The 21,583-nt window shown below is 40.3% G+C and carries 39 protein-coding genes and 2 pseudogenes; 35 read left to right on the plus strand and 6 right to left on the minus strand.

Features of this window, described 5'->3' with window-relative positions:
- The first annotated feature begins 298 nt into the window (after nucleotides 1–298).
- The 28 genes and pseudogenes from KUH03_RS30515 to KUH03_RS30640 all read left to right on the plus strand — a co-directional run bounded on the left by KUH03_RS30515 (nucleotide 299) and on the right by KUH03_RS30640 (nucleotide 15,191).
- A complete protein-coding gene (locus KUH03_RS30515) occupies nucleotides 299–454 on the plus strand; it encodes a hypothetical protein (RefSeq protein ID WP_257088122.1) in 156 nt (51 codons plus the stop codon).
- Nucleotides 455–468: 14 nt separating this feature from the next.
- The gene (locus KUH03_RS30520; protein WP_257088123.1) at nucleotides 469–810 is read left to right on the plus strand and encodes a sigma factor; all 342 of its coding nucleotides are present in this window, start codon (nucleotides 469–471) and stop codon (nucleotides 808–810) included.
- Nucleotides 732–941 carry a sigma factor-like helix-turn-helix DNA-binding protein gene (locus KUH03_RS49355; protein ID WP_373564856.1) on the plus strand — a complete coding sequence of 70 codons (210 nt, stop codon included), beginning with the start codon at nucleotides 732–734 and terminating at the stop codon, nucleotides 939–941. Before KUH03_RS30520 ends, KUH03_RS49355 begins: the two co-directional genes overlap by 79 nt.
- A gap of 441 nt (nucleotides 942–1,382) precedes the next feature.
- Nucleotides 1,383–1,538: a hypothetical protein gene (locus KUH03_RS30525; protein ID WP_257088124.1), complete on the plus strand. Its 156-nt coding sequence runs from the start codon at nucleotides 1,383–1,385 to the stop codon at nucleotides 1,536–1,538.
- A gap of 80 nt (nucleotides 1,539–1,618) precedes the next feature.
- On the plus strand, nucleotides 1,619–1,843 hold the full coding sequence (locus KUH03_RS30530) for a hypothetical protein (RefSeq protein ID WP_257088125.1): 225 nt from the start codon (nucleotides 1,619–1,621) through the stop codon (nucleotides 1,841–1,843).
- Nucleotides 1,834–2,153: pseudogene (locus KUH03_RS30535) on the plus strand (FecR family protein). Before KUH03_RS30530 ends, KUH03_RS30535 begins: the two are co-directional and overlap by 10 nt.
- Complete coding sequence (locus KUH03_RS30540; RefSeq protein ID WP_257088126.1) at nucleotides 2,150–2,416, plus strand: DUF4974 domain-containing protein; 267 nt, start codon at nucleotides 2,150–2,152, stop codon at nucleotides 2,414–2,416. Before KUH03_RS30535 ends, KUH03_RS30540 begins: the two are co-directional and overlap by 4 nt.
- A 189-nt stretch (nucleotides 2,417–2,605) precedes the next feature.
- A complete protein-coding gene (locus KUH03_RS30545; protein WP_257088127.1) occupies nucleotides 2,606–2,827 on the plus strand; it encodes a hypothetical protein in 222 nt (73 codons plus the stop codon).
- Entirely contained in the window at nucleotides 2,824–3,120 is a 297-nt protein-coding gene (locus KUH03_RS30550; protein ID WP_257088128.1) for a carboxypeptidase-like regulatory domain-containing protein, read from the plus strand. Before KUH03_RS30545 ends, KUH03_RS30550 begins: the two co-directional genes overlap by 4 nt.
- Nucleotides 3,121–3,196: 76 nt before the next feature.
- Nucleotides 3,197–3,874 (plus strand): TonB-dependent receptor plug domain-containing protein, encoded by a 678-nt coding sequence (locus KUH03_RS30555; RefSeq protein WP_257088129.1) that lies wholly within the window; start codon nucleotides 3,197–3,199, stop codon nucleotides 3,872–3,874.
- Nucleotides 3,856–4,425, plus strand: coding sequence for a hypothetical protein (locus KUH03_RS30560; RefSeq protein WP_257088130.1), 570 nt, complete (start codon nucleotides 3,856–3,858; stop codon nucleotides 4,423–4,425). The genes KUH03_RS30555 and KUH03_RS30560 overlap by 19 nt, the downstream gene beginning before the upstream one ends.
- On the plus strand, nucleotides 4,397–4,765 hold the full coding sequence (locus tag KUH03_RS30565; protein WP_257088131.1) for a TonB-dependent receptor: 369 nt from the start codon (nucleotides 4,397–4,399) through the stop codon (nucleotides 4,763–4,765). Before KUH03_RS30560 ends, KUH03_RS30565 begins: the two co-directional genes overlap by 29 nt.
- Nucleotides 4,766–4,863: 98 nt before the next feature.
- Nucleotides 4,864–5,766, plus strand: a complete 903-nt coding sequence (locus tag KUH03_RS30570; protein WP_373564513.1) for a hypothetical protein — start codon at nucleotides 4,864–4,866, stop codon at nucleotides 5,764–5,766.
- A gap of 213 nt (nucleotides 5,767–5,979) precedes the next feature.
- Nucleotides 5,980–6,303, plus strand: a complete 324-nt coding sequence (locus KUH03_RS30575) for a hypothetical protein (RefSeq protein ID WP_257088132.1) — start codon at nucleotides 5,980–5,982, stop codon at nucleotides 6,301–6,303.
- 29 nt (nucleotides 6,304–6,332) lie between these two features.
- Nucleotides 6,333–7,061, plus strand: coding sequence for a RagB/SusD family nutrient uptake outer membrane protein (locus KUH03_RS30580; protein ID WP_257088133.1), 729 nt, complete (start codon nucleotides 6,333–6,335; stop codon nucleotides 7,059–7,061).
- Nucleotides 6,953–7,891, plus strand: coding sequence for a RagB/SusD family nutrient uptake outer membrane protein (locus KUH03_RS30585; protein ID WP_257088134.1), 939 nt, complete (start codon nucleotides 6,953–6,955; stop codon nucleotides 7,889–7,891). The genes KUH03_RS30580 and KUH03_RS30585 overlap by 109 nt, the downstream gene beginning before the upstream one ends.
- 52 nt (nucleotides 7,892–7,943) lie before the next feature.
- On the plus strand, nucleotides 7,944–9,125 hold the full coding sequence (locus KUH03_RS30590) for a DUF5000 domain-containing lipoprotein (RefSeq protein ID WP_257088135.1): 1,182 nt from the start codon (nucleotides 7,944–7,946) through the stop codon (nucleotides 9,123–9,125).
- A 24-nt stretch (nucleotides 9,126–9,149) separates the two neighbouring features.
- Nucleotides 9,150–10,022 (plus strand): DUF4998 domain-containing protein, encoded by an 873-nt coding sequence (locus KUH03_RS30595; protein WP_257088136.1) that lies wholly within the window; start codon nucleotides 9,150–9,152, stop codon nucleotides 10,020–10,022.
- A gap of 32 nt (nucleotides 10,023–10,054) precedes the next feature.
- Nucleotides 10,055–10,360 carry a DUF5000 domain-containing lipoprotein gene (locus KUH03_RS30600; protein ID WP_257097464.1) on the plus strand — a complete coding sequence of 102 codons (306 nt, stop codon included), beginning with the start codon at nucleotides 10,055–10,057 and terminating at the stop codon, nucleotides 10,358–10,360.
- Nucleotides 10,361–10,455: 95 nt separating this feature from the next.
- Entirely contained in the window at nucleotides 10,456–10,740 is a 285-nt protein-coding gene (locus KUH03_RS30605) for a hypothetical protein (protein WP_257088137.1), read from the plus strand.
- Entirely contained in the window at nucleotides 10,727–11,875 is a 1,149-nt protein-coding gene (locus tag KUH03_RS30610) for a hypothetical protein (RefSeq protein WP_257088138.1), read from the plus strand. Before KUH03_RS30605 ends, KUH03_RS30610 begins: the two co-directional genes overlap by 14 nt.
- 46 nt (nucleotides 11,876–11,921) lie before the next feature.
- A pseudogene (locus tag KUH03_RS49360) lies at nucleotides 11,922–12,392 on the plus strand (hypothetical protein); the annotation flags it as partial.
- 78 nt (nucleotides 12,393–12,470) lie between these two features.
- Nucleotides 12,471–12,821, plus strand: a complete 351-nt coding sequence (locus tag KUH03_RS49365) for a discoidin domain-containing protein (protein ID WP_373564857.1) — start codon at nucleotides 12,471–12,473, stop codon at nucleotides 12,819–12,821.
- Between the two features lie 121 nt (nucleotides 12,822–12,942).
- A complete protein-coding gene (locus KUH03_RS30620; RefSeq protein ID WP_257088140.1) occupies nucleotides 12,943–13,365 on the plus strand; it encodes a glycoside hydrolase family 95 protein in 423 nt (140 codons plus the stop codon).
- Entirely contained in the window at nucleotides 13,320–13,553 is a 234-nt protein-coding gene (locus KUH03_RS30625) for a glycoside hydrolase family 95 protein (RefSeq protein ID WP_257088141.1), read from the plus strand. Before KUH03_RS30620 ends, KUH03_RS30625 begins: the two co-directional genes overlap by 46 nt.
- Nucleotides 13,550–14,494 carry a hypothetical protein gene (locus KUH03_RS30630; RefSeq protein WP_257088142.1) on the plus strand — a complete coding sequence of 315 codons (945 nt, stop codon included), beginning with the start codon at nucleotides 13,550–13,552 and terminating at the stop codon, nucleotides 14,492–14,494. The genes KUH03_RS30625 and KUH03_RS30630 overlap by 4 nt, the downstream gene beginning before the upstream one ends.
- On the plus strand, nucleotides 14,443–15,039 hold the full coding sequence (locus tag KUH03_RS30635) for a hypothetical protein (protein WP_257088143.1): 597 nt from the start codon (nucleotides 14,443–14,445) through the stop codon (nucleotides 15,037–15,039). Before KUH03_RS30630 ends, KUH03_RS30635 begins: the two co-directional genes overlap by 52 nt.
- Nucleotides 15,036–15,191, plus strand: a complete 156-nt coding sequence (locus KUH03_RS30640) for a glycoside hydrolase family 95-like protein (RefSeq protein WP_257088144.1) — start codon at nucleotides 15,036–15,038, stop codon at nucleotides 15,189–15,191. The genes KUH03_RS30635 and KUH03_RS30640 overlap by 4 nt, the downstream gene beginning before the upstream one ends.
- A 149-nt stretch (nucleotides 15,192–15,340) precedes the next feature.
- Here KUH03_RS30640 and KUH03_RS49370 read toward each other — a convergent pair whose 3' ends face one another.
- From KUH03_RS49370 to KUH03_RS30665, 6 genes are all read right to left on the minus strand, one after another.
- Nucleotides 15,341–15,496, minus strand: a complete 156-nt coding sequence (locus tag KUH03_RS49370; protein WP_373564514.1) for a DUF5777 family beta-barrel protein — start codon at nucleotides 15,494–15,496, stop codon at nucleotides 15,341–15,343.
- A gap of 41 nt (nucleotides 15,497–15,537) precedes the next feature.
- A complete protein-coding gene (locus KUH03_RS30645; protein ID WP_373564515.1) occupies nucleotides 15,538–15,756 on the minus strand; it encodes a DUF5777 family beta-barrel protein in 219 nt (72 codons plus the stop codon).
- A gap of 5 nt (nucleotides 15,757–15,761) precedes the next feature.
- Nucleotides 15,762–16,247 carry a DUF5777 family beta-barrel protein gene (locus tag KUH03_RS30650; RefSeq protein WP_257088146.1) on the minus strand — a complete coding sequence of 162 codons (486 nt, stop codon included), beginning with the start codon at nucleotides 16,245–16,247 and terminating at the stop codon, nucleotides 15,762–15,764.
- Between the two features lie 39 nt (nucleotides 16,248–16,286).
- A complete protein-coding gene (locus KUH03_RS30655; RefSeq protein ID WP_257088147.1) occupies nucleotides 16,287–16,601 on the minus strand; it encodes a YceI family protein in 315 nt (104 codons plus the stop codon).
- A gap of 331 nt (nucleotides 16,602–16,932) precedes the next feature.
- A complete protein-coding gene (locus KUH03_RS30660; protein ID WP_257088148.1) occupies nucleotides 16,933–17,247 on the minus strand; it encodes a hypothetical protein in 315 nt (104 codons plus the stop codon).
- Between the two features lie 154 nt (nucleotides 17,248–17,401).
- Nucleotides 17,402–18,250 carry a hypothetical protein gene (locus KUH03_RS30665; RefSeq protein ID WP_257088149.1) on the minus strand — a complete coding sequence of 283 codons (849 nt, stop codon included), beginning with the start codon at nucleotides 18,248–18,250 and terminating at the stop codon, nucleotides 17,402–17,404.
- Nucleotides 18,251–18,410: 160 nt separating this feature from the next.
- Between KUH03_RS30665 and KUH03_RS30670 the strand changes: the two genes are divergently transcribed.
- The 7 genes from KUH03_RS30670 to KUH03_RS30700 all read left to right on the plus strand — a co-directional run bounded on the left by KUH03_RS30670 (nucleotide 18,411) and on the right by KUH03_RS30700 (nucleotide 21,493).
- The gene (locus KUH03_RS30670) at nucleotides 18,411–18,656 is read left to right on the plus strand and encodes an RNA polymerase sigma factor (RefSeq protein ID WP_257088150.1); all 246 of its coding nucleotides are present in this window, start codon (nucleotides 18,411–18,413) and stop codon (nucleotides 18,654–18,656) included.
- A complete protein-coding gene (locus tag KUH03_RS30675) occupies nucleotides 18,653–18,988 on the plus strand; it encodes an RNA polymerase sigma factor (protein ID WP_257088151.1) in 336 nt (111 codons plus the stop codon). Before KUH03_RS30670 ends, KUH03_RS30675 begins: the two co-directional genes overlap by 4 nt.
- Complete coding sequence (locus KUH03_RS30680) at nucleotides 18,985–19,389, plus strand: hypothetical protein (RefSeq protein WP_257088152.1); 405 nt, start codon at nucleotides 18,985–18,987, stop codon at nucleotides 19,387–19,389. The genes KUH03_RS30675 and KUH03_RS30680 overlap by 4 nt, the downstream gene beginning before the upstream one ends.
- A gap of 169 nt (nucleotides 19,390–19,558) precedes the next feature.
- Complete coding sequence (locus KUH03_RS30685) at nucleotides 19,559–19,897, plus strand: hypothetical protein (RefSeq protein WP_257088153.1); 339 nt, start codon at nucleotides 19,559–19,561, stop codon at nucleotides 19,895–19,897.
- 651 nt (nucleotides 19,898–20,548) lie between these two features.
- Entirely contained in the window at nucleotides 20,549–21,055 is a 507-nt protein-coding gene (locus KUH03_RS30690; RefSeq protein ID WP_257088154.1) for a bestrophin family ion channel, read from the plus strand.
- A gap of 31 nt (nucleotides 21,056–21,086) precedes the next feature.
- Nucleotides 21,087–21,314, plus strand: coding sequence for a hypothetical protein (locus KUH03_RS30695; protein WP_257088155.1), 228 nt, complete (start codon nucleotides 21,087–21,089; stop codon nucleotides 21,312–21,314).
- A gap of 17 nt (nucleotides 21,315–21,331) precedes the next feature.
- The gene (locus tag KUH03_RS30700) at nucleotides 21,332–21,493 is read left to right on the plus strand and encodes a hypothetical protein (protein WP_257088156.1); all 162 of its coding nucleotides are present in this window, start codon (nucleotides 21,332–21,334) and stop codon (nucleotides 21,491–21,493) included.
- Nucleotides 21,494–21,583 lie beyond the last annotated feature (90 nt).

Genomic DNA, 21,583 nt, shown 5'->3' on the forward strand with positions numbered 1-21,583 from the left:
AACAGTTTATTGTCGGAGAAAAGTAGCTCACTCATTTAGTAATGTAAGTACTGATTTGACACTTCCTTTTAAAAAAGAGAAATGCATTGGCTGTATCGTAATATTTTACATGTTTTTGCGTGTTTTATACATCTCTGATTTAATTTATATTATTTCTTTTGTTTAAAGATCAATTGTCAGGCGACTGTCAGGTGGCCTAACGAAATTTTGCTGCTATTTTCAACTCGTCAAGTACCTAGAAAAGCAAAAGCACATGTGCAGAAAGTATGAATTATTTTCTCCGCACATCGTAATGCAATTGAAAAACCATGGATTATTGAACTTCGATAGAAATAGAATTATGAGTCTAGAGGACAACGCGATATTGCTCGTACAATTGGCTGAGGGAAATCAAAAGGCATTCGAAACGCTCTATTATGGCTATATAGGGCACAGATCTTCGGCCGTATTTTAAAGCAGGTAAGATCAGTGGAGTTTGCACAGGATATCACTCAGGACGTATTTGTAAAGGTCTGGCAGAATAGAGCGCAGATTGATGTTTCAAAAAATTTTAAATCCTATCTCTATACAATTGCACAAAGTACAGTCTACGATTATTTTCGAAAAATTGCTTCGGATCAAGTTAAGAGTGAACAGCTGATGATTCTATCGAAGGGAAAATGCGCAAATGATATTGAAGCGGAGGTCTCTTATAAAGAAATGGAGAAATATCTCAATGATATCTTGATATTATTCCCGAACGATGTCGGGAAGTATATGTACTCTGTAAGCTCGAAGGTAGAAGCTATGATGAGGTGTCCAAACTTTTGAATATTTCTACAGCCACAATCAATAATCATATTGTTAAAGCTACGGGTATTATTAAATCGCATTGGAATTGGAACTACTGTTGTTTCATTATGGTGCTATTTGCGGAATACCATCCTGTATTTCTCAACTAGGATTTGGATCAGTACTTTTTCTTATAATATTATTTGTGGAATATTAACCTCGATTTTCCATTTAAGAATCGAAATCACTGTTGTTTCCTTATATATTATTAGCGGAACTCCAGCTTGTATTTCTCAGCTACATCAGCACAATCCTGCTACAAATCATTACACATTAAAATCAGTAAATATCCATTGGGTATCTCTGCGTTTGCAAGTCGTAGAACATATTTGCAGGTATTTTAATTTTTTTGATTTGGCATAGTTGATATTTTTTTGCTTACGTATATAGAGTTAAAGTAAGACCAATTATACTGTGGAACAAACCAAATTAATAAACTTATATAGAAAATATCTTGCTAAACAGTGCACAGATGAAGAAATCCATTTGTTGATGCATTACATGCGACAAAGGAGTATGCAAAACTTTTCAAGGAACTGATTTTAGAAGATTTGCAGCTAGAAGAAGAAATTGAGTTAGATGATCAGGCCAAAATAGCTATTGAGCAGCTTGATGAATATTTTGACCGCGAGTATTTTTATCAGAACCGAAAAAGAACAACAGAAAACTATTCGCATGGATTTCAATTGCCGCTGCAGCTTCAATAATCTGTGCAATTTCGGTATTATGGTACACAGGTGGGGGCGAAGAATCGGGTGGTATAGGAATAGCGGATAACAGTAGTACTTTGATAACAAGTAATGGAAAAGAGATAAAACTGGATGGTACCTCCAACGTTGAATTATTGCGGGAAAATGGAACTGTGATTCTACAGGATAGTCTGGGGATATTCACGTTAAAGTACTGGATAGTTTGCCTAATCTTAAGCCTCAGATCATTTATCAAACACTCCGGACAGCCAAAGGCCGACAATCACGTATTTATCTTACCGATGGTAGTGCTGTGGTTTTAAATTCTGATTCCCAACTTAAATTTCCACTTTTTTATGCAGAGGATCAACGGGAGGTCGAACTTCAGGGCGAAGGATTTTTGACGTGGAAACCAATAAGCAGAAGCCTTTTATCGTTAAAACACACGATCAACGGATTAAGGTATACGGAACTAAGTTTAATGTCAACAATTATGAAAATGAACAAACGACTAAAACCACGTTGTTTCATGGTAAGGTGTCTGTCCAGAATCTGATCGGATCATCGCCTCAGAAGGAGTATATCCTTAAACCGGGTGAACAGATTGTCCTCGATAAAAATCCAAAGCTTTGAAACAAGATAAGACTGAAAACGAGGAGCAGGTATTGGGCTGGAAGAATGGTGTATTTGTTTATGAGAATGCAACATTAAAGGAAATTATGAAGGATTTTGCCAGATGGTACAATATTGATGTGGACCTTGAAACCCTTCCTGCACTTACATTTAGCGGAACTATACCAAGAAATTATGAGCTGGACAAAGCACTGAGTGTTATTGCGCGGACAGCAAATATTAAGATTAACCGAACAGGAACTACACTAAAATTTGAAAAATAAATGGGGAAAAAACTTAATCAAAAAAACCGACAGTACTGCCATACCGTCGGCGAACATTAGGTAATACAAAATTTTCTAAAAACCTAACATCACAAAAGTATGAATTTAAAAGTTCAATACAAGCATTTGTATTGTTTATTACAGCGCCTATTTGGGCCTGGAATATGTACTCGCAAGCATCTAATCATAATGAAGCTAACATTTGTAATTACATTTTTATTTTCAATTTCGGCATTTGCGGAGGGCTATGGCCAACGTATCAATCTCGAGCTGAAAAATGCAGCTATAGAAACTGTGCTGAAAGAGATCAAGAAACAATCCGGGTACGACATGTTCTATAATATAGATTTGATCAACCCATTAAAAAGACAAATTTTCGAGTTAAGAACGCCACAGTTGACGAGGCGTTGAAGGAAGTTACGGCTAATTTAGGGCTGGAATATGCGATAGAGGAAAGAATGATTATTATTTCCAAAAGAAGGGAGAGCCGGTCCAGTCAGAATTTGATTAAAGGTATCGTTTCAGGAGAAGGAGATAAAAAACTACAGGGTGTTTCTGTCGTAGAAAAAGGGACAAGCAATGGAACGACAACAGACGTCGATGGAAATTATAGTCTCAAAGTGTCAAACCCCAAGGGAATTCTAGTCTTCTCTATCGTTGGTTATGCAAAAAAGAAGTTCCGATTGATGGACTTCAACAGATAGATGTACAATTAACGGAAGATAAGAGCGAATTGGATGAGGTGGTCGTAGTGGCTTATGGCCATCAGAAAAAGAGAGTATGGTCAGTTCCATTACAACAATCAATCCGAAAGAATTGAAGGGGCCAACCAGCAATCTGACAACGATGCTTGCGGGAAGACTATCTGGGGTCGTCGCCTTTCAACGGAGTGGAGAACCCGGTGCCGATAATGCACAGTTTTTTATCCGCGGTATCACAACATTTGGTAGTGGGAAGGTAGACCCATTGATTTTGATTGATGGTATGGAATCCTCTTCCAATGCGTTAGCCCGGTTGCAACCCGATGATATCTCTGGTTTCTCAGTCTTAAAAGATGCAGCGGCATCATCGCTTTATGGGGCTAGAGGAGCTAATGGCGTGGTGTTGGTGACGACGAAATCTGGTATCTCAGGCAAAACAAAATTCAATGTGAGGGTTGAGAATTCGCTTTCTTCCAATACGCAAAATTTCAAACTGGCGGACAATATCACCTATATGAAGTTGGCGAATGAAGCTGTGCTGACCAGGGATCGCTTGGGAGAGCTGCCATACAGTCAAAACAAGATTGATCGGACAATTGCCGGAGATAACCCCTTACTGTATCCAAATAATGATTGGATCGGCTTGTTGATTAAAGATTACACCCTCAACCAGCGATTTAATATGAATATGAGTGGTGGCGGGAAAACGCACAGTTTTATATTGCGGGAACTTATAACGTGGATAATGGCGTATTAAAGTCTGATAATGGAAATAAATTCGATAATAATATTAACCTGAAAAGTTATCAGATCCGGTCAAATGTCAATGTCAAACTGACACCAACCACGGAGGGAATTGTACGGACTTCGGGCAGTTTCGATGATTATCAAGGACCAATTGGTGGAGGGGGTAATATCTTTCAGGGCGCAATAGCTGCAAATCCTGTTAAATTTCCAGCTGTTTTTCCTGCATCTGATATGCCTTATGCGCAACATCCTTTATTTGGCAATGCTAAAATTAGTGAAAGGGGAGAAGCTTTATATTTTAATCCGTATGCAGAAATGGTATCAGGATTTCAGCAGTACAACACTTCAACATTGAATGTGCAACTTGAAGTTAAGCAGGATTTCAAATTCCTTACAGAAGGACTGAGTGCAAGACTTATGGCTTATACACAACGCTATTCTTATTTTGATTTGAACAGAAGGTACAATCCTTTCTATTATCGGGCAAATGCGCTAGATGCCAAAGGTGATAAATATTCATTGGAATTGCTCAATGAGAAAAAATGCAACAGAGTATCTTGATTATAATAGAGGAGATAAAGTTTCAAACACAGTCTCTTATATGGAGGCAGCGGTTAATTATAATCGTGTTTTTTCAGAAAAGCATAGTGTCGGTGCTTTATTAGTGACCCAGTTGCGGAGTTTTCTTACGGGCAATGCAGCTGATCTTCAGGCTTCGCTTCCTTTTCGCAATCAAGGGCTGTCGGGGAGATTTACGTATGGCTATGATAACAGGTATCTACTTGAAGCAAATTTTGGACTAAATGGTTCTGAACGTTTTGCGAAAAATCATCGTTATGGCTTCTTCCCTTCAATCGGGGTAGCTTGGAATGCATCGAATGAAGATTTTTTAGATCATTAAGACAGACTATAACGAAACTAAAATTTAGAGCAACTTATGGTCTGATCGGTAACGATCAGATCGGCAATACAGATGACCGCTTCTTTTATCTGTCTAAAGTGAATCTGAGGGATGGAGGTCATGGATCAGCTTTTGGTACAAACTACACCTATAGCAAAGATGGTGTTTCGATTTCGAGATATGCCAATGAGACGATTACTTGGGAACAGGCAACAACAGTCAATCTAGGTATGGATCTTAGCCTGTTTAACAGTGTCAATATTATTTTGGATGCTTACAAAACACGCAGAAATAATATTCTGATGAATCGGGCTTATGTTCCAACGACAATGGGATTATCTGCAGGCATACAAGCGAATGTGGGTGAGGCAGAAGGAAAGGGTATTGATCTTTCGGTGGATTACAATAAGACTTTTGGTGGTATGTGGGTACAGGCAAGGGGAACATTTACCTATGCCACGAGCAAATTGCTTGTCAATGAGGAACCCAATTATCCATCCAGTTTAGCTTATCTGTCTAAAGTCGGTAATCCGCTTAGCCAATATTATGGTCTTATTGCAGAGAGACTTTTTGTCGATAATGAAGAGGTGAAAAACTCTCCAGTTCAGACTTTCGGTGAGGTTATGGGTGGAGACATCAAATACAGGGATATTAACGGGGATGGTATTATCTCTTCCTTAGACTATGTGCCATTGGGTTTACCGATGGTACCTGAAATTATTTATGGTGTTGGATTGTCGGTAGGCTATAAGAACTTTGATCTTAGTGGATTCTTTCAGGGATCCGGCCGGTCTTCTTTCTGGATTGATCCCGATAAAACTAGTCCTTTTGTTATGAATGGACCTTATCAACATGGTTTGTTACAAGCCATTGCTGATGATCACTGGTCCGAAGAGAATGGCAATATTTATGCGTTTTGGCCTCGTTTAAGTCCGAATCTAAATCAAAATAACCTCAAACCTTCCAGCTGGTGGATGCGTAATGGTTCTTTTTACGGTTAAAAACAGTCGAATTGGGCTATAACCTCTCGAGCAAAATGCTTGATAAAATGGGCGTGGGACCAATCAGATTTTATCTAAATGCCAGTAACCTATTTGTCAAAAGTAGCTTTGATCTCTGGGATCCAGAGATGGGGGTAATGGTCTAAGATATCCGCTACAAAAAGTATACAATTTCGGATTAAATGTCCAATTCTAATAAAAAAGAAATTCAATATGAAAAGATATACGATTCGTTTTACCCTTTCGGCGGCCTTGCTGCTATTGATGATGAATTCCTGTAAGAAAAATTTTCTTGATGTGGTTCCGGACAATGTTTCTACCATTGATCACGCTTTTTCCAACCGGAATGAAGCAGAGAAGTTTTTGTTTACCTGTTATGACGGCCTGCCACGGGAAGGTCATCCAGAAATGAATGCGGGGCTGAATACTGGAGACGAGCTATGGATTTATTGGCCAATGCCAACGGGCGAGGATTATTCAAGTTTATCCCCTTATAATATTGCCAGGGGCTTCAGAATAAAGATGAACCTGAATTAAACTACTGGGACGGTTATGACGGTAAGTCGATGTGGAACGGTATTCGGAACTGCAATATATTTCTTGAAAATATCGACAGGGTCAAAGATGTTGAACCCTATATGAGAGATCGCTGGATTGCTGAAGCTAAATTTTTGAAGGCTTATTTTCATTGGTACCTCTTTCGAATGTATGGTCCTATCCCTATTGTCGATAAGAACTTACCAATTTATGCTACGCCAGAGGAGGTTAAAGTAAGTCGGCAGTCAGCTGACTCCGTCGTGAACTATATTGTTAATCTACTCGATGAGGCGGCGGCAGGAGAAGGTAGTGTAGGCTTACCGGATAAGATTATAAATCAAAGTACTGAATTGGGGAGAATTACTAAACCTATCGCACTTGCAATAAAAGCAAGATTGCTTGTTACGGCAGCAAGTCCTTTGTTTAACGGAAACCCAGATTTTGCCCATATCAAGAATCGCGATGGAAGAGCATTATTTAGCGCCACCTATGATCAGAAAAAATGGGAAAGAGCCGCAGAGGCATGTAAATTGGCAATTACGGCAGCAAAAAATGCAGATATTGATTTATATCGTTTTATTTCGCCAACAAAGCCGGTCGATGATTTCACAAAAACGGAAATGAGCATCCGTAATGCCGTATGTGAGAAGTGGAACTCGGAGTTAATCTGGGAACAACAACCAAGCCCAATGATACCTGGACGCTGCAACTCTATGCGAGTCCGCAGCTGGATCCGAATGTTCCTAATTCCGGTTTAAAAGGGCAGCTCGCGCCTACCATGAAAATGGCCGAATTGTTTTACACAGAAAATGGTGTTCCTATTATAGAAGATAAAACATGGGACTATGCCAATAGATTCCAGCTGAGGACTGCAACAGCTGACGATCTTGGGATACAGAATGGATACCAATCCGTCGGCTTACATTTTGACAGAGAGCCCCGCTTTTATGCAGATATGGCCTTTGATGGTTCTAAATGGTATATGGAGAATGGAAATTTTAACATTCAAGCCAAATCAGGGCAACATTCTGGGAAAAAGCAAAGTCGTATCTATTCGGTGACAGGTTATTACACTAAAAAATTGGTCAATTGGAAAATGGTTGCCAGTGCGACCAATATTACCGTTGAGCGCTATCCATGGCCTGTGGTGCGCTTAGGCGATCTTTATTTACTTTATGCTGAAGCGTTAAATGAAACGGATAACAAGGCTCTTGCTTTGGAGTATGTTAATATGATAAGAGACCGGGCAGGACTTAAATCTGTCGAATCGTCATGGACAAACTTCGCGAAAAACCCGAATAAATATACAGATAAGAACGGTTTGAGGGAAATTATCCAACAGGAACGTTTAATTGAAATGGCTTTTGAGGGTAGTCGTTTCTGGGACTTGAGACGTTGGAAAAGAGCGGGAGAATTTTTGAACCAACCTATCTATGGTTGGGATGTCATCCAAACGAGCTATCCGGATTATAACCGCAGGGTATTATTGTTTAATCAGAGCTTTAATAGTCCAAGAGATTATTTTTGGCCAATAAAAGACAACAGTATTTTGGTAAATCCGAATCTGGTTCAAAATGGGGGGTGGTAATAATAGCCAAGGAAAATTTAATATGAATGACTAACTAGTGAGAAAAGAAAAAATGAAACGAATAATATCTGTGTTATTTGCGGGACTATTGATCGTTGGAACGATCGGATCCTGTCGGAAAACCGAGGTGGGGACGATGGATAAAAATGATAAGCAGGCACCGGAGCCAGTAAGCCATGCTGAGGTTGAAAATTTAAATGGGGCGGCTAAAATAACCTATAGTCTACCAAAAGATAAAGATTTACTCTATATAAGAGCCGAGTATACCACCAAAGAGGGTGTTGTTCGGGCGACAAAAGTGAGCCGGTATCTGGACAGTGTGGTCTTGGAAGGATTTGCTGATACGGATGTTTACGAAGCAAGATTATACGCGGTCGACAAAAGTGAAAATGTGTCGGCGCCATTGGTCGTAAAAGTACAGCCCAAAACACCTCCATTTGATCTTGTCAAGGAAAAGCTAGTCGCGAGCGAGGCATTTGGTGGAATAGATGTTACCTATAAGAACGATATTGGCTCAGATGTCGCTATTGTGATCTTAACCAATGATAAGCTGGGCAATTTTGTGCCTGTAAAAACGCTCAGTACAAAAGCGAAAACAGGACGCTTTGGCGCCAGAGAGCTGCCATCTGTGGAAACCCGATTCGGACTGATGGTACGGGATCGCTGGGGCAACCTATCGGACACGACTTACGTGACATTAACTCCCATCTTTGAGGCTAGACTAGATCGGACAAAGATGAAAGGACTAAATATTAATGGCACGGATGCGAAAAATTATCCTGGAAATGAAGTCGAATATCTTTTTGATGGTGATGTAAGCAATACGACAGCATATCATACAACAGATCCTGTAAAGATGCCGCAGTGGTTTACCTTTGATATCGGGAAGACCGTAAAACTAAGCCGTTTAGTCTGGTTTATGAGGCAGGGATGGTACTATAATCTACATAATCCGAGAAAAGTGGAAATATGGGGTTCTAATGATCCGAGTCCGGATGGCAGTTTCACCAATTGGGTATTGCTTGCCGAACACGAACAGATTAAACCTTCTGGTTTACCTGTCGGACAGAATTCTAACGCTGATAATGAAGCAGCCTTGGAAGGAGAAACCATCAATATCCCTATAGAAGCACCTGCTGTAAGGTATATCCGGTTTAAGACCTTACAAAACTGGACCAATGGTGTTTATGTAAATTTCACGGAACTGACTCTGTGGGGGAATCCTAATCCGTAGTAATCATACTTTAAAAGAGAAAATATGAAAATAATAAAATATCTAACCTGCTTTTTTTTCTTTATCGTTGCTGGGACTATTATAATTTCCTGTACAAAAGAAGACGATTATAAGGAGATTACAAAAGATGGCGAAATTTACTATCCTGGGAGAGCAGATAGTGTAGCAGCTAATGGAGGAAGGAACAGGATTCAATTGCGGATTATTCTGGGCAATGACCCACTGGTCACTAAAGTCAAGGTGTTCTGGAAAAATAATACGGATTCCGTAGAAGCAAATGTTGTAAAGACAACTGGTAAGGATGTGGTTGATTTTATGTTCAATAACCTTACCCAAGGAGCCTATTCTTTTGAGGTATATACATATACCGCCAATAACGCGAGATCAGTCGTCAAAAAAGTGACTGGTACAGCATATGGTGATAATTATCAACGTGCATTGTACAACCGTACGATTAAATCAATTGATTTTTCTCCGGATGGAAACAAGCTTATTGTCAATTGGAATGCTGCATTAGATGGCGAAAAATCCATTGAACTAAAGTATACAGACGAAGCGGGTGTGGCACAGACAGCCATTGTTCCCGGAGGAAGTACAACTACAGAGTTGCCAAGTTATAAGAATGATACTAAACTTGTCTACAGATCTATATTTCTACCCGAGCCTAAAGCAATAGACGAGTTCACTGTCGATCAGGTCGAGACCGGGATTCCAGCATTCGAGCGCGAAGTGGATAAGGCTAACTTTAAGGTCTATTCGCTTCCTACAGATGTTCGGGATAATTGGGGGTGGCTGATGGAATATCTTTGGAATAAAGATTATGACGGTAAAGGCTTTGCTTCCACTGATGGATCTTCACAATGGTTTACTTTTGATATGGGGAATCTGTTTCTATAAGCCGATTTAAAACCTGGCAGGCGGCAGACCGTATCTTTAGGGCTGAGAATGTGAAGAAATTCGAAATATGGGGTAGCAATAGTCCTTCTTCGGATGGCTCTTGGGGAAGCTGGACAAAACTGGCCGAATGTCAATCCATAAAACCTTCAGGATTACCGGTTGGACAAATAACCGATGGAGATATCAACTACGCAAAAGCAGGCGAAGAATTTAAACTTCCTCCGGGAACACCCAAAGCGAGGTATATCCGAATTAAAGTACTGGAAACTTGGGGCGGAGGTACATTTATCACGATGGGTGAACTGACCTTCTGGACAAGTGATCGGATCGTTAAATAGTAACCAATTTTTAGCATACACTAATACAAGAATATTTGGGGTAACACCATCAGATTTTACCCTGAAATTTATACGAAATTCAAACAGGTAATACAATGAAACCAACTATGTTTAAAAACACAATTACAACACTTTACTTAGCTCTTGCAGTCAGTGCCGCTTTAGCACAGACGAATGCTGGTTCATCTAAAATAATTAAGATCGACGGAAAAGGTACCGGACGGCTTTTTGATGGGGTCGGAGCTGTCAGTGCAGGCTCTTCCTCAAGATTGTTAATAGATTATGCCGATAAATCCAGAAGTGATATTTTAGATTACCTGTTCAAGCCAAACTTCGGTGCAGGCTTTACTTATCTTAAGACTGAAATTGGAGGATGGTAACACCACCTGTGGTTCGGAACCAAGTTTTGCACGAACAAGGGCGGAAATGGAAAAACCTCATTACAATCGTGGATTTGAGTACTGGCTGATGCGTGAAGCTGCAAATAGAAATCCGAATATAGAACTCGATGCCCTGGAATGGAGCATGCCCGGATGGTTTAAAGGGGTATGGTCACAGGATAATGCAGACTACCTGGTCAAGTTTATTGAAGGTGCAAAACACTGGGGCCTCAAGATGAAGTATATTTCAGGTTGTTGGAATGAACGCGATTATAACAGGGATTGGATTGTCAATGTGTTAAGACCTACACTCGATCGGAATGGCTTTAAAGATATTAAAATAAATGCACCCGAAGGTGCTGGTAAAGCATGGGAAATCAGTGATTTGCTGGTTAAAGACTCTGTGTTCAGAAATACAATTTCATCGATCAGCTATCACTATCCGGACTCCTATATGTGGGGATATAGAGGTGAAGAACCAAATCCAAATTCTGTTCTGACAGAATTACCCTTATGGTCCGGTGAGGATTTTTCATTGCCCGGAGCATCCTGGAGAAACACGACATACTTAGCCAAGAACATTCTAAAGTGTTACATCAAATGGAAAATAGTGAAAGTAAATATGTGGTGTCCGATTGCTTCAATGCCCGATATTTCCTGTTTTTCGAACGTAGGCTTGATGAAAGGGACTACACCGTGGTCAGGATATTATGAGGTGTGGCCAACGATTTGGGCAGTAGCGCATTTTAACCAGTTTGCCAAACCGGGATGGAAGTACCTCGATAGTGGCTGTGGGGAATTCAGTGGTGATGGTGCTTACTGTACTTATAAAAACATGGATGGCAGCAATGATTATAGTATTGTGGTGGTCAGCGGTTCAGAGGGGCAGAAATTAACATTCAATATCGCTGATCTTCCTAAAGATAAGTTGCATGTGTGGAAGTCGGACAGTAAAAGCCAATTTGTACAACAGGAAGATGTTTCTGTAGTCAACGGAGAAGTTACATTAGCTATTGATCCGGAGAGTATTTATACGATTACGACAACGACAGGTCAGCAAAAGGGAGCGCACAATATTCCTAAAGAAAAGCCTTCCCAACAAAATACAGTGATAATTTTGATAATTACTCTTTAGAAAGAGCCCCGCTTTCGCCAAAATACTTTTATGACAACTCGGGGCTTTTGAATTGGCGCAATCTGAGGGAAATAATAAATACTTAAGACAATTGCTCGTAAACGATATCACTCACTGGATTCCGGATGAATGTGCCTATACGTTTGTTGCGCAAAATACGGAATGGGAGCAGGGTGAAATTTCTTCTGATGTTTTTGTCGAAAATGATGCCTTTAATGGAGTCGGCTATGCCGGACTAATTTTGAGAGGAGCCTATGATAAAGCCAATCAATCAAATATTCCTTTCGGCTATCGTTTTAATATCTATAAAGATGGTACATGGAAACTTCAGACAAAGAAAAATATACTTGCAAGTGGAAATGTGGATACGAGTAAATGGCATAAGCTGAAGTTGACCGGAAAAGGAAGCAATATCAAAGGTTACATAGACGGCCAACTCGTTGTTGATGTACAGGATGATACCTATTCAATTGGTGCGGCAGGTTACGTATCGGGCTTTAATTTTGCTGGATTCGACAACCTTGTCCTCAACTACACTCCGGCCTCAGGCCAATTGCTGTCTGCATGGAAACCAGCGACCTCTCCAGCTGATCCCGTGGGACATAGCTTGATTGGTGCATTTGATGGAAATAGCCTTTCCAAGTGGAGTCCAAAAGCTGATGGTACCGAGCAGCATCTGGTCGTGGATCTTGGTTCTGTACAGAAAATCAAAAGATGTGAAACCTTCACGGATTTTGTGGATAAAGGAGCACAATATAAAATTGAGTATTCCGCCGACAATGTAAAATGGTCTGTTTTTGCAGATAAAACCAACAACGCTAAAATATCAATTCCATGTTTTGCTGATGAGGGCAATGCCAAAGCGAGATGGGTACGATTGACAGTGTTACCTGCCAAAGACAAGACTATTGCCAATATCTATGAATTTAAGGTTTATGGAGATTAACTAGCTTTCCACAACAAAATGAGGGATTTGAAACACGATATATCATGAAGAAACTGTTAACTGTATTTTATTTTGCTGCTTCGCTTTTACAACTGTATCTGCTCAGCAAAAGCCCTTAAAATTGTGGTATGATAAACCAGCGGAAATTTGGGAAGCCACATTGCCGATGGGCAATGGCAGGTTGGGAATGACACCCGATGGCGGTATTTTAAAGGAGCGCATTGTCCTGAACGATATTACTCTATGGTCTGGAAGTCCGCAGGATGCCAATAATTACGAGGCCTACAAAAGCCTTCCGGCTATCCGGCAACTTATTTTACAGGGTAAAAATGATGAGGCGCAAGCATTGGTAAACAGCAATTTTGTCTGTAAAGGTGAAGGCTCAGCAGGAGAACGGTGGGGTAAATTTCAAACAATGGGTGCATTGCAGGTCGATTTCACCTATAAGGGGATCAGGGAAAGGAACAAAAAGTTGAGAACTACCGTCGCGAGCTCCTATTGGACCAAGCCATTGCGAACTGTACATTTACACGTAATGGTGTAAATTATAAACGCGAGTATTTTACAAGTTTTGACGATGATGTCGATGTCATTCGGTTGACAGCAGACAAGCCGGGGCAGCTCAATTGTCGTATTGCGATGAATAGACCTGAACGTTATCAGGTTAATACAGTGGGCAACGAATTGCAGATGTCCGGCCAGCTCAATAATGGTACCGATGGTAGGGGATGAAATATCTGGCTCGGGTACAGGCGAAATTGAAAGACGGAACGATCCGTCCGGAAAATAATAATCTGGTTGTTGAGGATGCTACTGAGGTGTTGATTTACATTTCTGCCGGAACCGATTTCAAGGGCTTTGACTTTGAACAAAAGACAAGTCAATTTTTGTCTGCGGCGATGAAAAAAAGTTATGATCTGCAAAAACGCAGTCATATAGTTACATTCAATAAGCTCTTTAAACGTGCTTATATTGATCTTGGAGAAGGGGCAGTTGCAGATTTACCAACAGACCGTCGGATAGCCAATTTCTACAACAATTTCAATAATGATCCATCACTCGCGACTTTGTTTTTTCAGTATGGGAGATACCTGAGCATCAGTAGCACCCGAGTGGGATTGTTGCCACCAAATTTACAGGGTCTTTGGGCGCAGGAGATCAACACACCATGGAATGGGGATTATCACCTGGATGTGAATGTACAGATGAATCATTGGCCTCTGGAGGTGGTCAATCTATCTGAACTGAATCTGCCACTTGCGGAATTGGTGAAAAGTCTTGTTGAACCGGGAAAGAAAACCGCCAAGGCTTACTATAATGCTGATGGCTGGATTGCGCATGTCATTACAAATGTCTGGGGATTTACTGAGCCTGGCGAAAGTGCATCATGGGGAGCATCAAATGCGGGCTCAGGATGGTTATGTAGCAATTTATGGGATCATTATGCTTTTACAAATGATTTAAACTATCTAAAAGATATCTATCCTGTGCTGAAAGGTTCGGCAGAATTTTATAAAAGCGTGTTAGTGAAAGACCCTAAAACAGGCTGGATGGTTACTTCCCCGTCGGTTTCGCCAGAGAATACTTTCTATATGGCTAACGGAAAGACGCGAGCATCTGTATGGGACCTACCATTGATAATCAGATTGTGCGGGAGCTGTTTACGAATGTGATCACAGCCTCCAAAAAGCTAAAAATTGATCATGCGTTTAGACAGGATTTGGAGAATTTGCTGCAGGCGATACCACCGGCCGGAGTGATCAGCAAAGATGGACGTATACAGGAGTGGTTGGAGGATTATAAGGAAATCGAACCGACTCATCGTCACGTTTCTCATTTATATGGGGTTTATCCAGCAGCATTAATCACGCCTTTATCTACTCCCGAACTTGCGGAAGCTGCAAAAAAGACGCTTGAGGTAAGAGGAGATAATAGTACGAGCTGGTCTATCGCTTATAAAACCTTGTTTTGGGCAAGACTTCATAATGGAAACAGAGCGTTCAAATTGATCCGGGAAATGCTAAAACCGGTAGCTGATCCCAATAATATGGGCGGTGGTGGCGGTGTTTATCCGAATCTATTTTCCGCACATCCTCCATTTCAGATCGATGGCAATTTTGGTGCTACAGCTGGTATTGCTGAAATGCTTTTGCAGAGTCACGATGGCTGTATAGATCTGTTGCCTGCTCTACCTGATGCATGGAAAATGGCGAGGTGAAAGGCCTTAAAGCGAGGGGTAATTATACGGTAGACATGAAATGGAAAGAGGGTAAATTGATCAAGTATACCATACGCTCTGCGAAGCCAGAAAAAATAAAAATCAGATTAAATGGTGGCTACCAATGGTACACCACACTTAAAAATATTTAAGTAGCTGTTCAAAGGAATGCCTCTCATGGGCATTTTTTAAAAAACTATCATCCCCCACCTTTATCGGTGGGGAATAATAGTTCAGCTTTAAACGATTAATATCATTGATAGCAAACCAATAAGCGCAGCGTGTATACTGATTTTATCCTTTATCTTTTTGTTAAAATTAAAACGTCTTGCAATACTGAATCCCCATCTAAATTGTCCTTTCCCCATGAACTGTTGGTCTCACTGATAAACTGTGATTCTTGTATCGCTGTGGCATTTGTAAAATTGAGATGAAATATATGTCCACCTGTGTCCATTTCCAGACCAACTCCTAAAGCATTGTAGTAGCGTTGGCCAGTTACCTCTTCACGGTACTTCTTTTCGAGGATTGAAGGAAAGGAAGGAAATAGTCGGCAACGAATGCTATCCTCTTACTGACTTTCGCCCTACCACCAATACCGATTGCAAACATGTTATTCTGATCATTATAAGCTGTATAATTACGGTGAAGATAGGAGGGTACAACGGTAAGAGACAAACTCGAACTGAATTTTCGAGCAATAATCAATTGCGTCACATAGCTCAGGCGGTCGCTGAACCGTTCGAAACTTGCCGCTGAATGTTTTTCTTCCGAAGCCTCCATCGCGGATACGACTGTGCTTCCAAAAAGGCGATCGAAACAGGTACACTATTGTCTATTGTTTGTTCAACAAAGCGGTATTTGATATTACCTTCATAGAGTTGTCTGACTTCTGTAGCACCTTTCGCTCTGGCGATTCCGATGTTGATATTATCCGTTAAACCATAATCAAAACCGATCCTGATATCTGTTGAATTGTCAAGACCGAAGAAATTTTTTGCTCCGCCGGCACTTCCTCCAATATCCCCAAACCGGTGATCTACTCTGAAGTCCATTTCATTTCGATGAATGGTTTCAGTAGTTTTTAGATTGATCAAGTTGCCTGATTTAAATGTCGCCGTAACTTTTTCGTTCTTTGGCCCTTCAAGCTTGATCATTTTATCGAGATCTTCCTGTGCAACTACTTTCAGCGAAATAATAGATAGCATTATGCATAGTATACTTTTCATAATTGAATGGAATAATTATTAGTTATAAGCAGCTTCTATTTTTACTTTCACGACCTCCGCAATTTTCTTTCCGACGATGGAGGGAATACTGATTTTATGGTCTGCCAGTCTGACATCAAAGGCTGCGATAGCTTTTATTGCACCATTCTTCACATTGAAAGTTGCCGCGGTAGAATAGGATTTACCGACACCGTGAATTTGTAAAGTACCTGAAACATTCAATTTGTAGGTGCCATCTTTGGCTAATTTTTCACATTCTTCGATCTTACCTTTAAATTCAGAGAGCGGATATTTATCGCTCTCCATATAGTTTTCATTAAAATGCTCCTGCATCAGTTTTTATCAAATTGAAATGAGGTAATTTTTACCCGAAAGATAATTTCTCCTGTTTTGATATTTAGGGCAGACCCCGCTAAACTGCTTTTCGCTTCTATATCTTCTAGGGGGCACTGCTGAAAAAGAAATGGTTGCAGCTTTGGAGACTAAGGAATTTGTCTGCTGAGCGAATGCCGCTTTACTCCATAGCAATAACAGGAGTATACTATAGATATGTATCTTATTCATATGAGTTTTGCATTAGTTTTCCGGAGTATTGCGTTTGATCCAAGCATCCAGCAATTCTATTTCTTTCGCTGTCAAGGTGCCCCGATGGGCATCGTTTTGGTCACGAGTACGACGTTGTTAATTCTTGTAATATGATCTTTGACAGAGTTATATCCGTTAAATTCCCAGCGTGCACTGGCAGGTCGTCCGGCGGTATGGCATGACCTGCATTTGGTTTCAAAAAGTGCTTTTGCAAAATTTGTATAGGATACATTTTTACGGTAACTTCTTCTGGCCCCGAAGGTTCAGGAGATAATTCCTCCGCTTGTTTTTTTGTACAACCTGTAAGTGCAATCGCTATTATAACAATAGTCGCAATAGTCAAGATGAACTTATTGTTCGGGATGAGCGGTCTAGCTATTTTTAGTTTTTTCATCTTTATCATTTTTTTCTCGAAGTTGATGAAGCTATCAGCTTTATTTTTTACACATTTTTATCTGCTTGTGCTTTCAGGGACTCGTTCGAATGTTTCGGACTCCGTTCAGCTGGCCGTTTATTTGAATAAATCATGAAGCTTCATAAATTATAATTTAGCTAGCAGGTGCAATAGTTGATTTGTCATTCAAGATTGGCCATACTGCGGGGCGAGGAAAGCTAATTCCTTTGTTGTCACCACGTTGTTGATCCTGACCAAAATAGTACATAGGCCATCCTTTGAAAGTCAATTGTTTTTTACCAAAAACATCGATAACCGAAATATCTGCCGATTTTATGAGGGACGGTAAGGCTCCTTTGTCCATTTGATAGATGGGCCAGATATTATCATTACTGAAATCGGGTTTGGTGAATGTATTTTTATTGAATTTGTCAGGGCTAAAGGCGTAAAGTGTTCGGCCTTTATCGTCGGTTAAATACAAGGTGCTGCTCGTACCTTCCGTGTAATCTCCCAAATAGTTTTTCCCATCATGCCCGACAAGTTGTGCATTGGCAACCATCAGCACATAATCGGGCTTTGCCACATACCAGATTTTATTTACGGCATCCCCTTTTACAGGATCAGATTGGCTGTCTCCAGCATAATAATATAGTGGCCAACCTTTGTAGGTACTTTGTTTGCTACCATCAGCTCTCGTAATTTCACCTAGAAGGCTTTTATCGATCTTCATATCAGAACTAGTCTCATTGTTATGATAAATCGGCCAGGTTGATAGACAATTTCCTGTACATGCTGACATGCCTTTGGTATCATTTGAAAAGAAATAGAGCGTTTTTCCATTAGCATCTGTCAGAATGGTACCAAATTGAGCATTTGCAGCTGTTTGTATTCCTCTCTTTTTATCCTCAGGGGCTTTATCGTCATCTTTAGAACAAGACGAAAAAAGGGACAACATGAGGACGGCAATTAGGGTTGTTTTTACATTTTTTGGGTTGATTTCCATTATACTAAGTTTTAATTGTTGATACTAGCCATTACGACCATGTTCTGGAAAAGGTTGCCTGCAATGAAAAAATGTTTTTTTCATTGCAGGCAACCTTTCTTATTATCTCATCGTACTACATTTTATACTATATTTATCAAAAGAAAAGCAACAATATCGAGTGGCGATAAAAGAAGTTGACGAAAAATCTATCCATATTATTAAGGGATGCATAAATGAGGACCGCAGATCTCAAAAAGATCTTTATACCACATATTATGCACTGGCGCTGGGTATATGTTTACGATATGCGGATAATAAAGAAGATGCAATAGGTATTTTAAACGAGGGATTTTTTAAAGTATTTAAAAATATAATCAAATATGATTATCAGAAGCCTTTATCTACCTGGATAAAAAAATCATGACAAACACGGCAATAGATTTCTATCGCGCGAAAATTAGACAGGGTTACTTGGTCGATATTGCTGTGGTTGAACATGCTATTGCCGATAATGATACGATAACTCAAAAATTGAATTACGAGGATTTGCTAGGGATGATACATCGGCTTCCACCGGCCTATCGTACAGTGTTTAATCTTTATGCGATTGATGGGTATGGACATGAAGAGATCAGTGATATGCTGGGGATTGCAGTTGGAACTTCAAAATCCAATTTGCATAAAGCCCGCGGACGACTTGCTGAAATGGTAAAAAGCCAAGAGGAGACAAAAGGTAAAACTGGGGAGAATACATGATGGAAAAGGACAAGAACAAGATTGATGAGATCTTTAGAAAAGGTCTCGATGAAGCCAATTTTGACTTTAATGAATCGCATTGGGAGGAGATGGAGTCTCGATTGAACAGTGATCGAAATAAGAGAAAGTCAGCATTGTATTTCCTGACAGTACTATCTATGGTAGCTGCCGCAGTTCTCGCTCTTTTTTTTATTTGGAATAAGGATGTACCGGTAGAAAGCAAAAAAATGGATAATTCTGGTCAATCTGCTGCTATAAAAAAATCTGAGCAGCAGGTAGGGGATAGGATTATTCCGCATGATTTTTCACGGATAACCCCTCAGGGAAAAACGGAAAATATAAAATCCGGGTTGAAAGAAGGTATTGATTTTAGTCTGGGGAAAAAACTGCTGGAGAGCTGACACAAAATAATACGATAGCAGCACTCCCGGAAACAAATCATGGTATCCTACGGCGGATTGAAACGAAAACCGATTTTACAGTTCCGAAAATGAAATTTAAAGCTGGGCAACTATCCGTTTTAATTTATCCGTAGATCCGGTTGAAACAACAGGAGATCGGTTAGCCGCGTTGTATAATCAAAAGCAAGTTGAGGAGTCCAGTGCACCAGAAAGAGAACCGTCTGTGTTAACACTTTTGGCGGGACCTGATCTAACGAGTGTAAAAGGTGCCGGTAAATCTTCCTTAAGTCAGAACGTTGGTTTGGCGTATTCCTACCCACTAATTAAAGGGTTGAGTGTTTCTGTTGGCGCTGTCTATGCCAAGAAGAATTATAAGTCAGCATACAGCTTTTATTCTCCGTCGAATCCTCCTCAATTGACACAGTTGCCTAGCCAGGTCACTGCCGTATGTGATGTGATCGATGTCCCTTTGACAGCAAATTATACGGTATTGAAAAGTAAAAGGTAAAGTTTAATGTCAGTGCTGGTCTGTCCAGTTATTTTATGCTGAAGGAAAAATATACATTTGACTATGAAGGTGAAGCCAGTTATGGAGACAAAAAGGGTGCAGTCTATGGGGCCAAAAGCAGTTACGACGATAAAAAAGTGTAGGCTATGAGGTTAATGGCGAAAACCAGCATATTTTTGGTGTAGCAGACTTTTCGATATCGGTTGAAAAGAAAATCAGCAACAAGATTAATATAGGCATAAAACCTTTTGTTAAGATACCTCTAACAGGAATAGGATATGGGAATGTGGACTTACAATCAAAAGGTGTCGCGTTTACACTGGGATTGAGTTTGTGATATAGTCAGTATACCGGTCAAGCATCGAGCTGATCATGTTTACAGCTGAATAATTCTGTCGGACGAAAGAAAAAGAGAGGGACAATTGATTGTTTCAATCGTCTATACTGTTATACGGATACATCATCATGCTTGATTCGGGCACAACTGTATGCAATAAAGTATGCTGTAGAAGGATAGTGGATCTTAATGAATGACAGTTGATTAATGCAGAATATTTCGTATTTTCAAGAGAACATATGATCAAATAGACTATGCATACCGGAAGAAGATACAGTCCCCAGGAATTTTTCAAATGGACTTTCCGCGATACCTTGTGGATACTTTTAATAGCTACAGTCCCTACCGCTTTATATTATTTTGGCTGGCATTTTCTTGCATTACCCTGGCAGCCCCTTGCCCTGTTGGGGACTGGCTTGGCTTTCATTGTCGGATTTAAAAATAATGCGAGTTATGGGCGTATTTGGGAAGCGAGGCAGATCTATGGCAGCGTGATCAACGACAGTCGTAATTTCGCATTTTTGGTACGCGATACGGCCGGTGGAAAGCAGAGCCCGATTGTAAAACAAGTGTTCTACCGGCACTTTGCCTGGCTTACCGCATTGCGATACCAACTTAGGGAACCACGTATTTGGGAAAATACCGGTCGTAAGAGCAATCAAGAATTTCTGCGTACACATTATCGTATTCCTGAATGGGATGGCAAGTTGGAAGAGGTGTTGGGAAGCTACCTGGAAGAAAAGGAACTCACTTATATTCTGTCCAAAAGAATAGGGCAACCCAATTGTTGGCATTACAGTCGGAACAGGTTGCAGCCCTGAAAAAGAGGGGCATATCAATGATTTTCAATGGTTGGAGCTGCAACAGGGGATCATCAGGCTGATCGATGATCAGGGAAAAGCCGAGCGTATCAAAAACTTTCCTTATCCGCGCAATTTCGCTTCGGTTACGACTTATCTGATGTTTGTGTTTATTTTATTATTGCCTTTTGGTTTGCTCCGGGAGTATGATAAATTGGGGAGGGGACGTTTCTGGAAGGATATAGTATTTGGCTTAATGTTTTGTTTTCGACAATCGTAGCATGGGCATTTCACGTTTTGGATACCATAGGAGAGAGCTCCGTCAATCCATTTGAAGGTAGTGCCAATGATATACCGATTACACAAATTAGCCGAATGATCGAAATTGATATGCGTGATATGTTGGATGAGACTTCTCTACCACAACCTATTGTTGCTGAAAATAATATTTTAATGTAAACCGTTTATTCTGTCTGTCGTAGCCTCTTTGTTCTTTTTAGCTCGAAAACAGCATACGTGTAAAGGATTGAAAACAGAATGAAAAAAATA

The sequence above is a fragment of the Sphingobacterium sp. E70 genome (assembly GCF_019285695.1).
Taxonomy (GTDB): domain Bacteria; phylum Bacteroidota; class Bacteroidia; order Sphingobacteriales; family Sphingobacteriaceae; genus Sphingobacterium; species Sphingobacterium detergens.

Excerpts from the sequence above, each read along its gene's own strand:
- KUH03_RS30575 (WP_257088132.1), top strand. The coding sequence starts at position 5,980 with ATGAAAAGATATACGATTCGTTTTACCCTTTCGGCGGCCTTGCTGCTA.
- KUH03_RS30595 (WP_257088136.1), top strand. The coding sequence starts at position 9,150 with ATGAAAATAATAAAATATCTAACCTGCTTTTTTTTCTTTATCGTTGCT.
- KUH03_RS30635 (WP_257088143.1), top strand. The coding sequence starts at position 14,443 with ATGGGACCTACCATTGATAATCAGATTGTGCGGGAGCTGTTTACGAAT.
- KUH03_RS30555 (WP_257088129.1), top strand. The coding sequence starts at position 3,197 with ATGGTCAGTTCCATTACAACAATCAATCCGAAAGAATTGAAGGGGCCA.
- KUH03_RS30590 (WP_257088135.1), top strand. The coding sequence starts at position 7,944 with ATGAAACGAATAATATCTGTGTTATTTGCGGGACTATTGATCGTTGGA.
- KUH03_RS30605 (WP_257088137.1), top strand. The coding sequence starts at position 10,456 with ATGAAACCAACTATGTTTAAAAACACAATTACAACACTTTACTTAGCT.
- KUH03_RS30650 (WP_257088146.1), bottom strand. The coding sequence starts at position 16,247 with ATGCTATCTATTATTTCGCTGAAAGTAGTTGCACAGGAAGATCTCGAT.
- KUH03_RS30680 (WP_257088152.1), top strand. The coding sequence starts at position 18,985 with ATGATGGAAAAGGACAAGAACAAGATTGATGAGATCTTTAGAAAAGGT.
- KUH03_RS30545 (WP_257088127.1), top strand. The coding sequence starts at position 2,606 with ATGAAGCTAACATTTGTAATTACATTTTTATTTTCAATTTCGGCATTT.
- KUH03_RS30565 (WP_257088131.1), top strand. The coding sequence starts at position 4,397 with ATGAGAAAAAATGCAACAGAGTATCTTGATTATAATAGAGGAGATAAA.
- KUH03_RS30675 (WP_257088151.1), top strand. The coding sequence starts at position 18,653 with ATGACAAACACGGCAATAGATTTCTATCGCGCGAAAATTAGACAGGGT.
- KUH03_RS30630 (WP_257088142.1), top strand. The coding sequence starts at position 13,550 with ATGAAATATCTGGCTCGGGTACAGGCGAAATTGAAAGACGGAACGATC.
- KUH03_RS30655 (WP_257088147.1), bottom strand. The coding sequence starts at position 16,601 with ATGCAGGAGCATTTTAATGAAAACTATATGGAGAGCGATAAATATCCG.
- KUH03_RS30660 (WP_257088148.1), bottom strand. The coding sequence starts at position 17,247 with ATGAAAAAACTAAAAATAGCTAGACCGCTCATCCCGAACAATAAGTTC.
- KUH03_RS30665 (WP_257088149.1), bottom strand. The coding sequence starts at position 18,250 with ATGGAAATCAACCCAAAAAATGTAAAAACAACCCTAATTGCCGTCCTC.
- KUH03_RS30580 (WP_257088133.1), top strand. The coding sequence starts at position 6,333 with ATGTGGAACGGTATTCGGAACTGCAATATATTTCTTGAAAATATCGAC.
- KUH03_RS49370 (WP_373564514.1), bottom strand. The coding sequence starts at position 15,496 with ATGGACACAGGTGGACATATATTTCATCTCAATTTTACAAATGCCACA.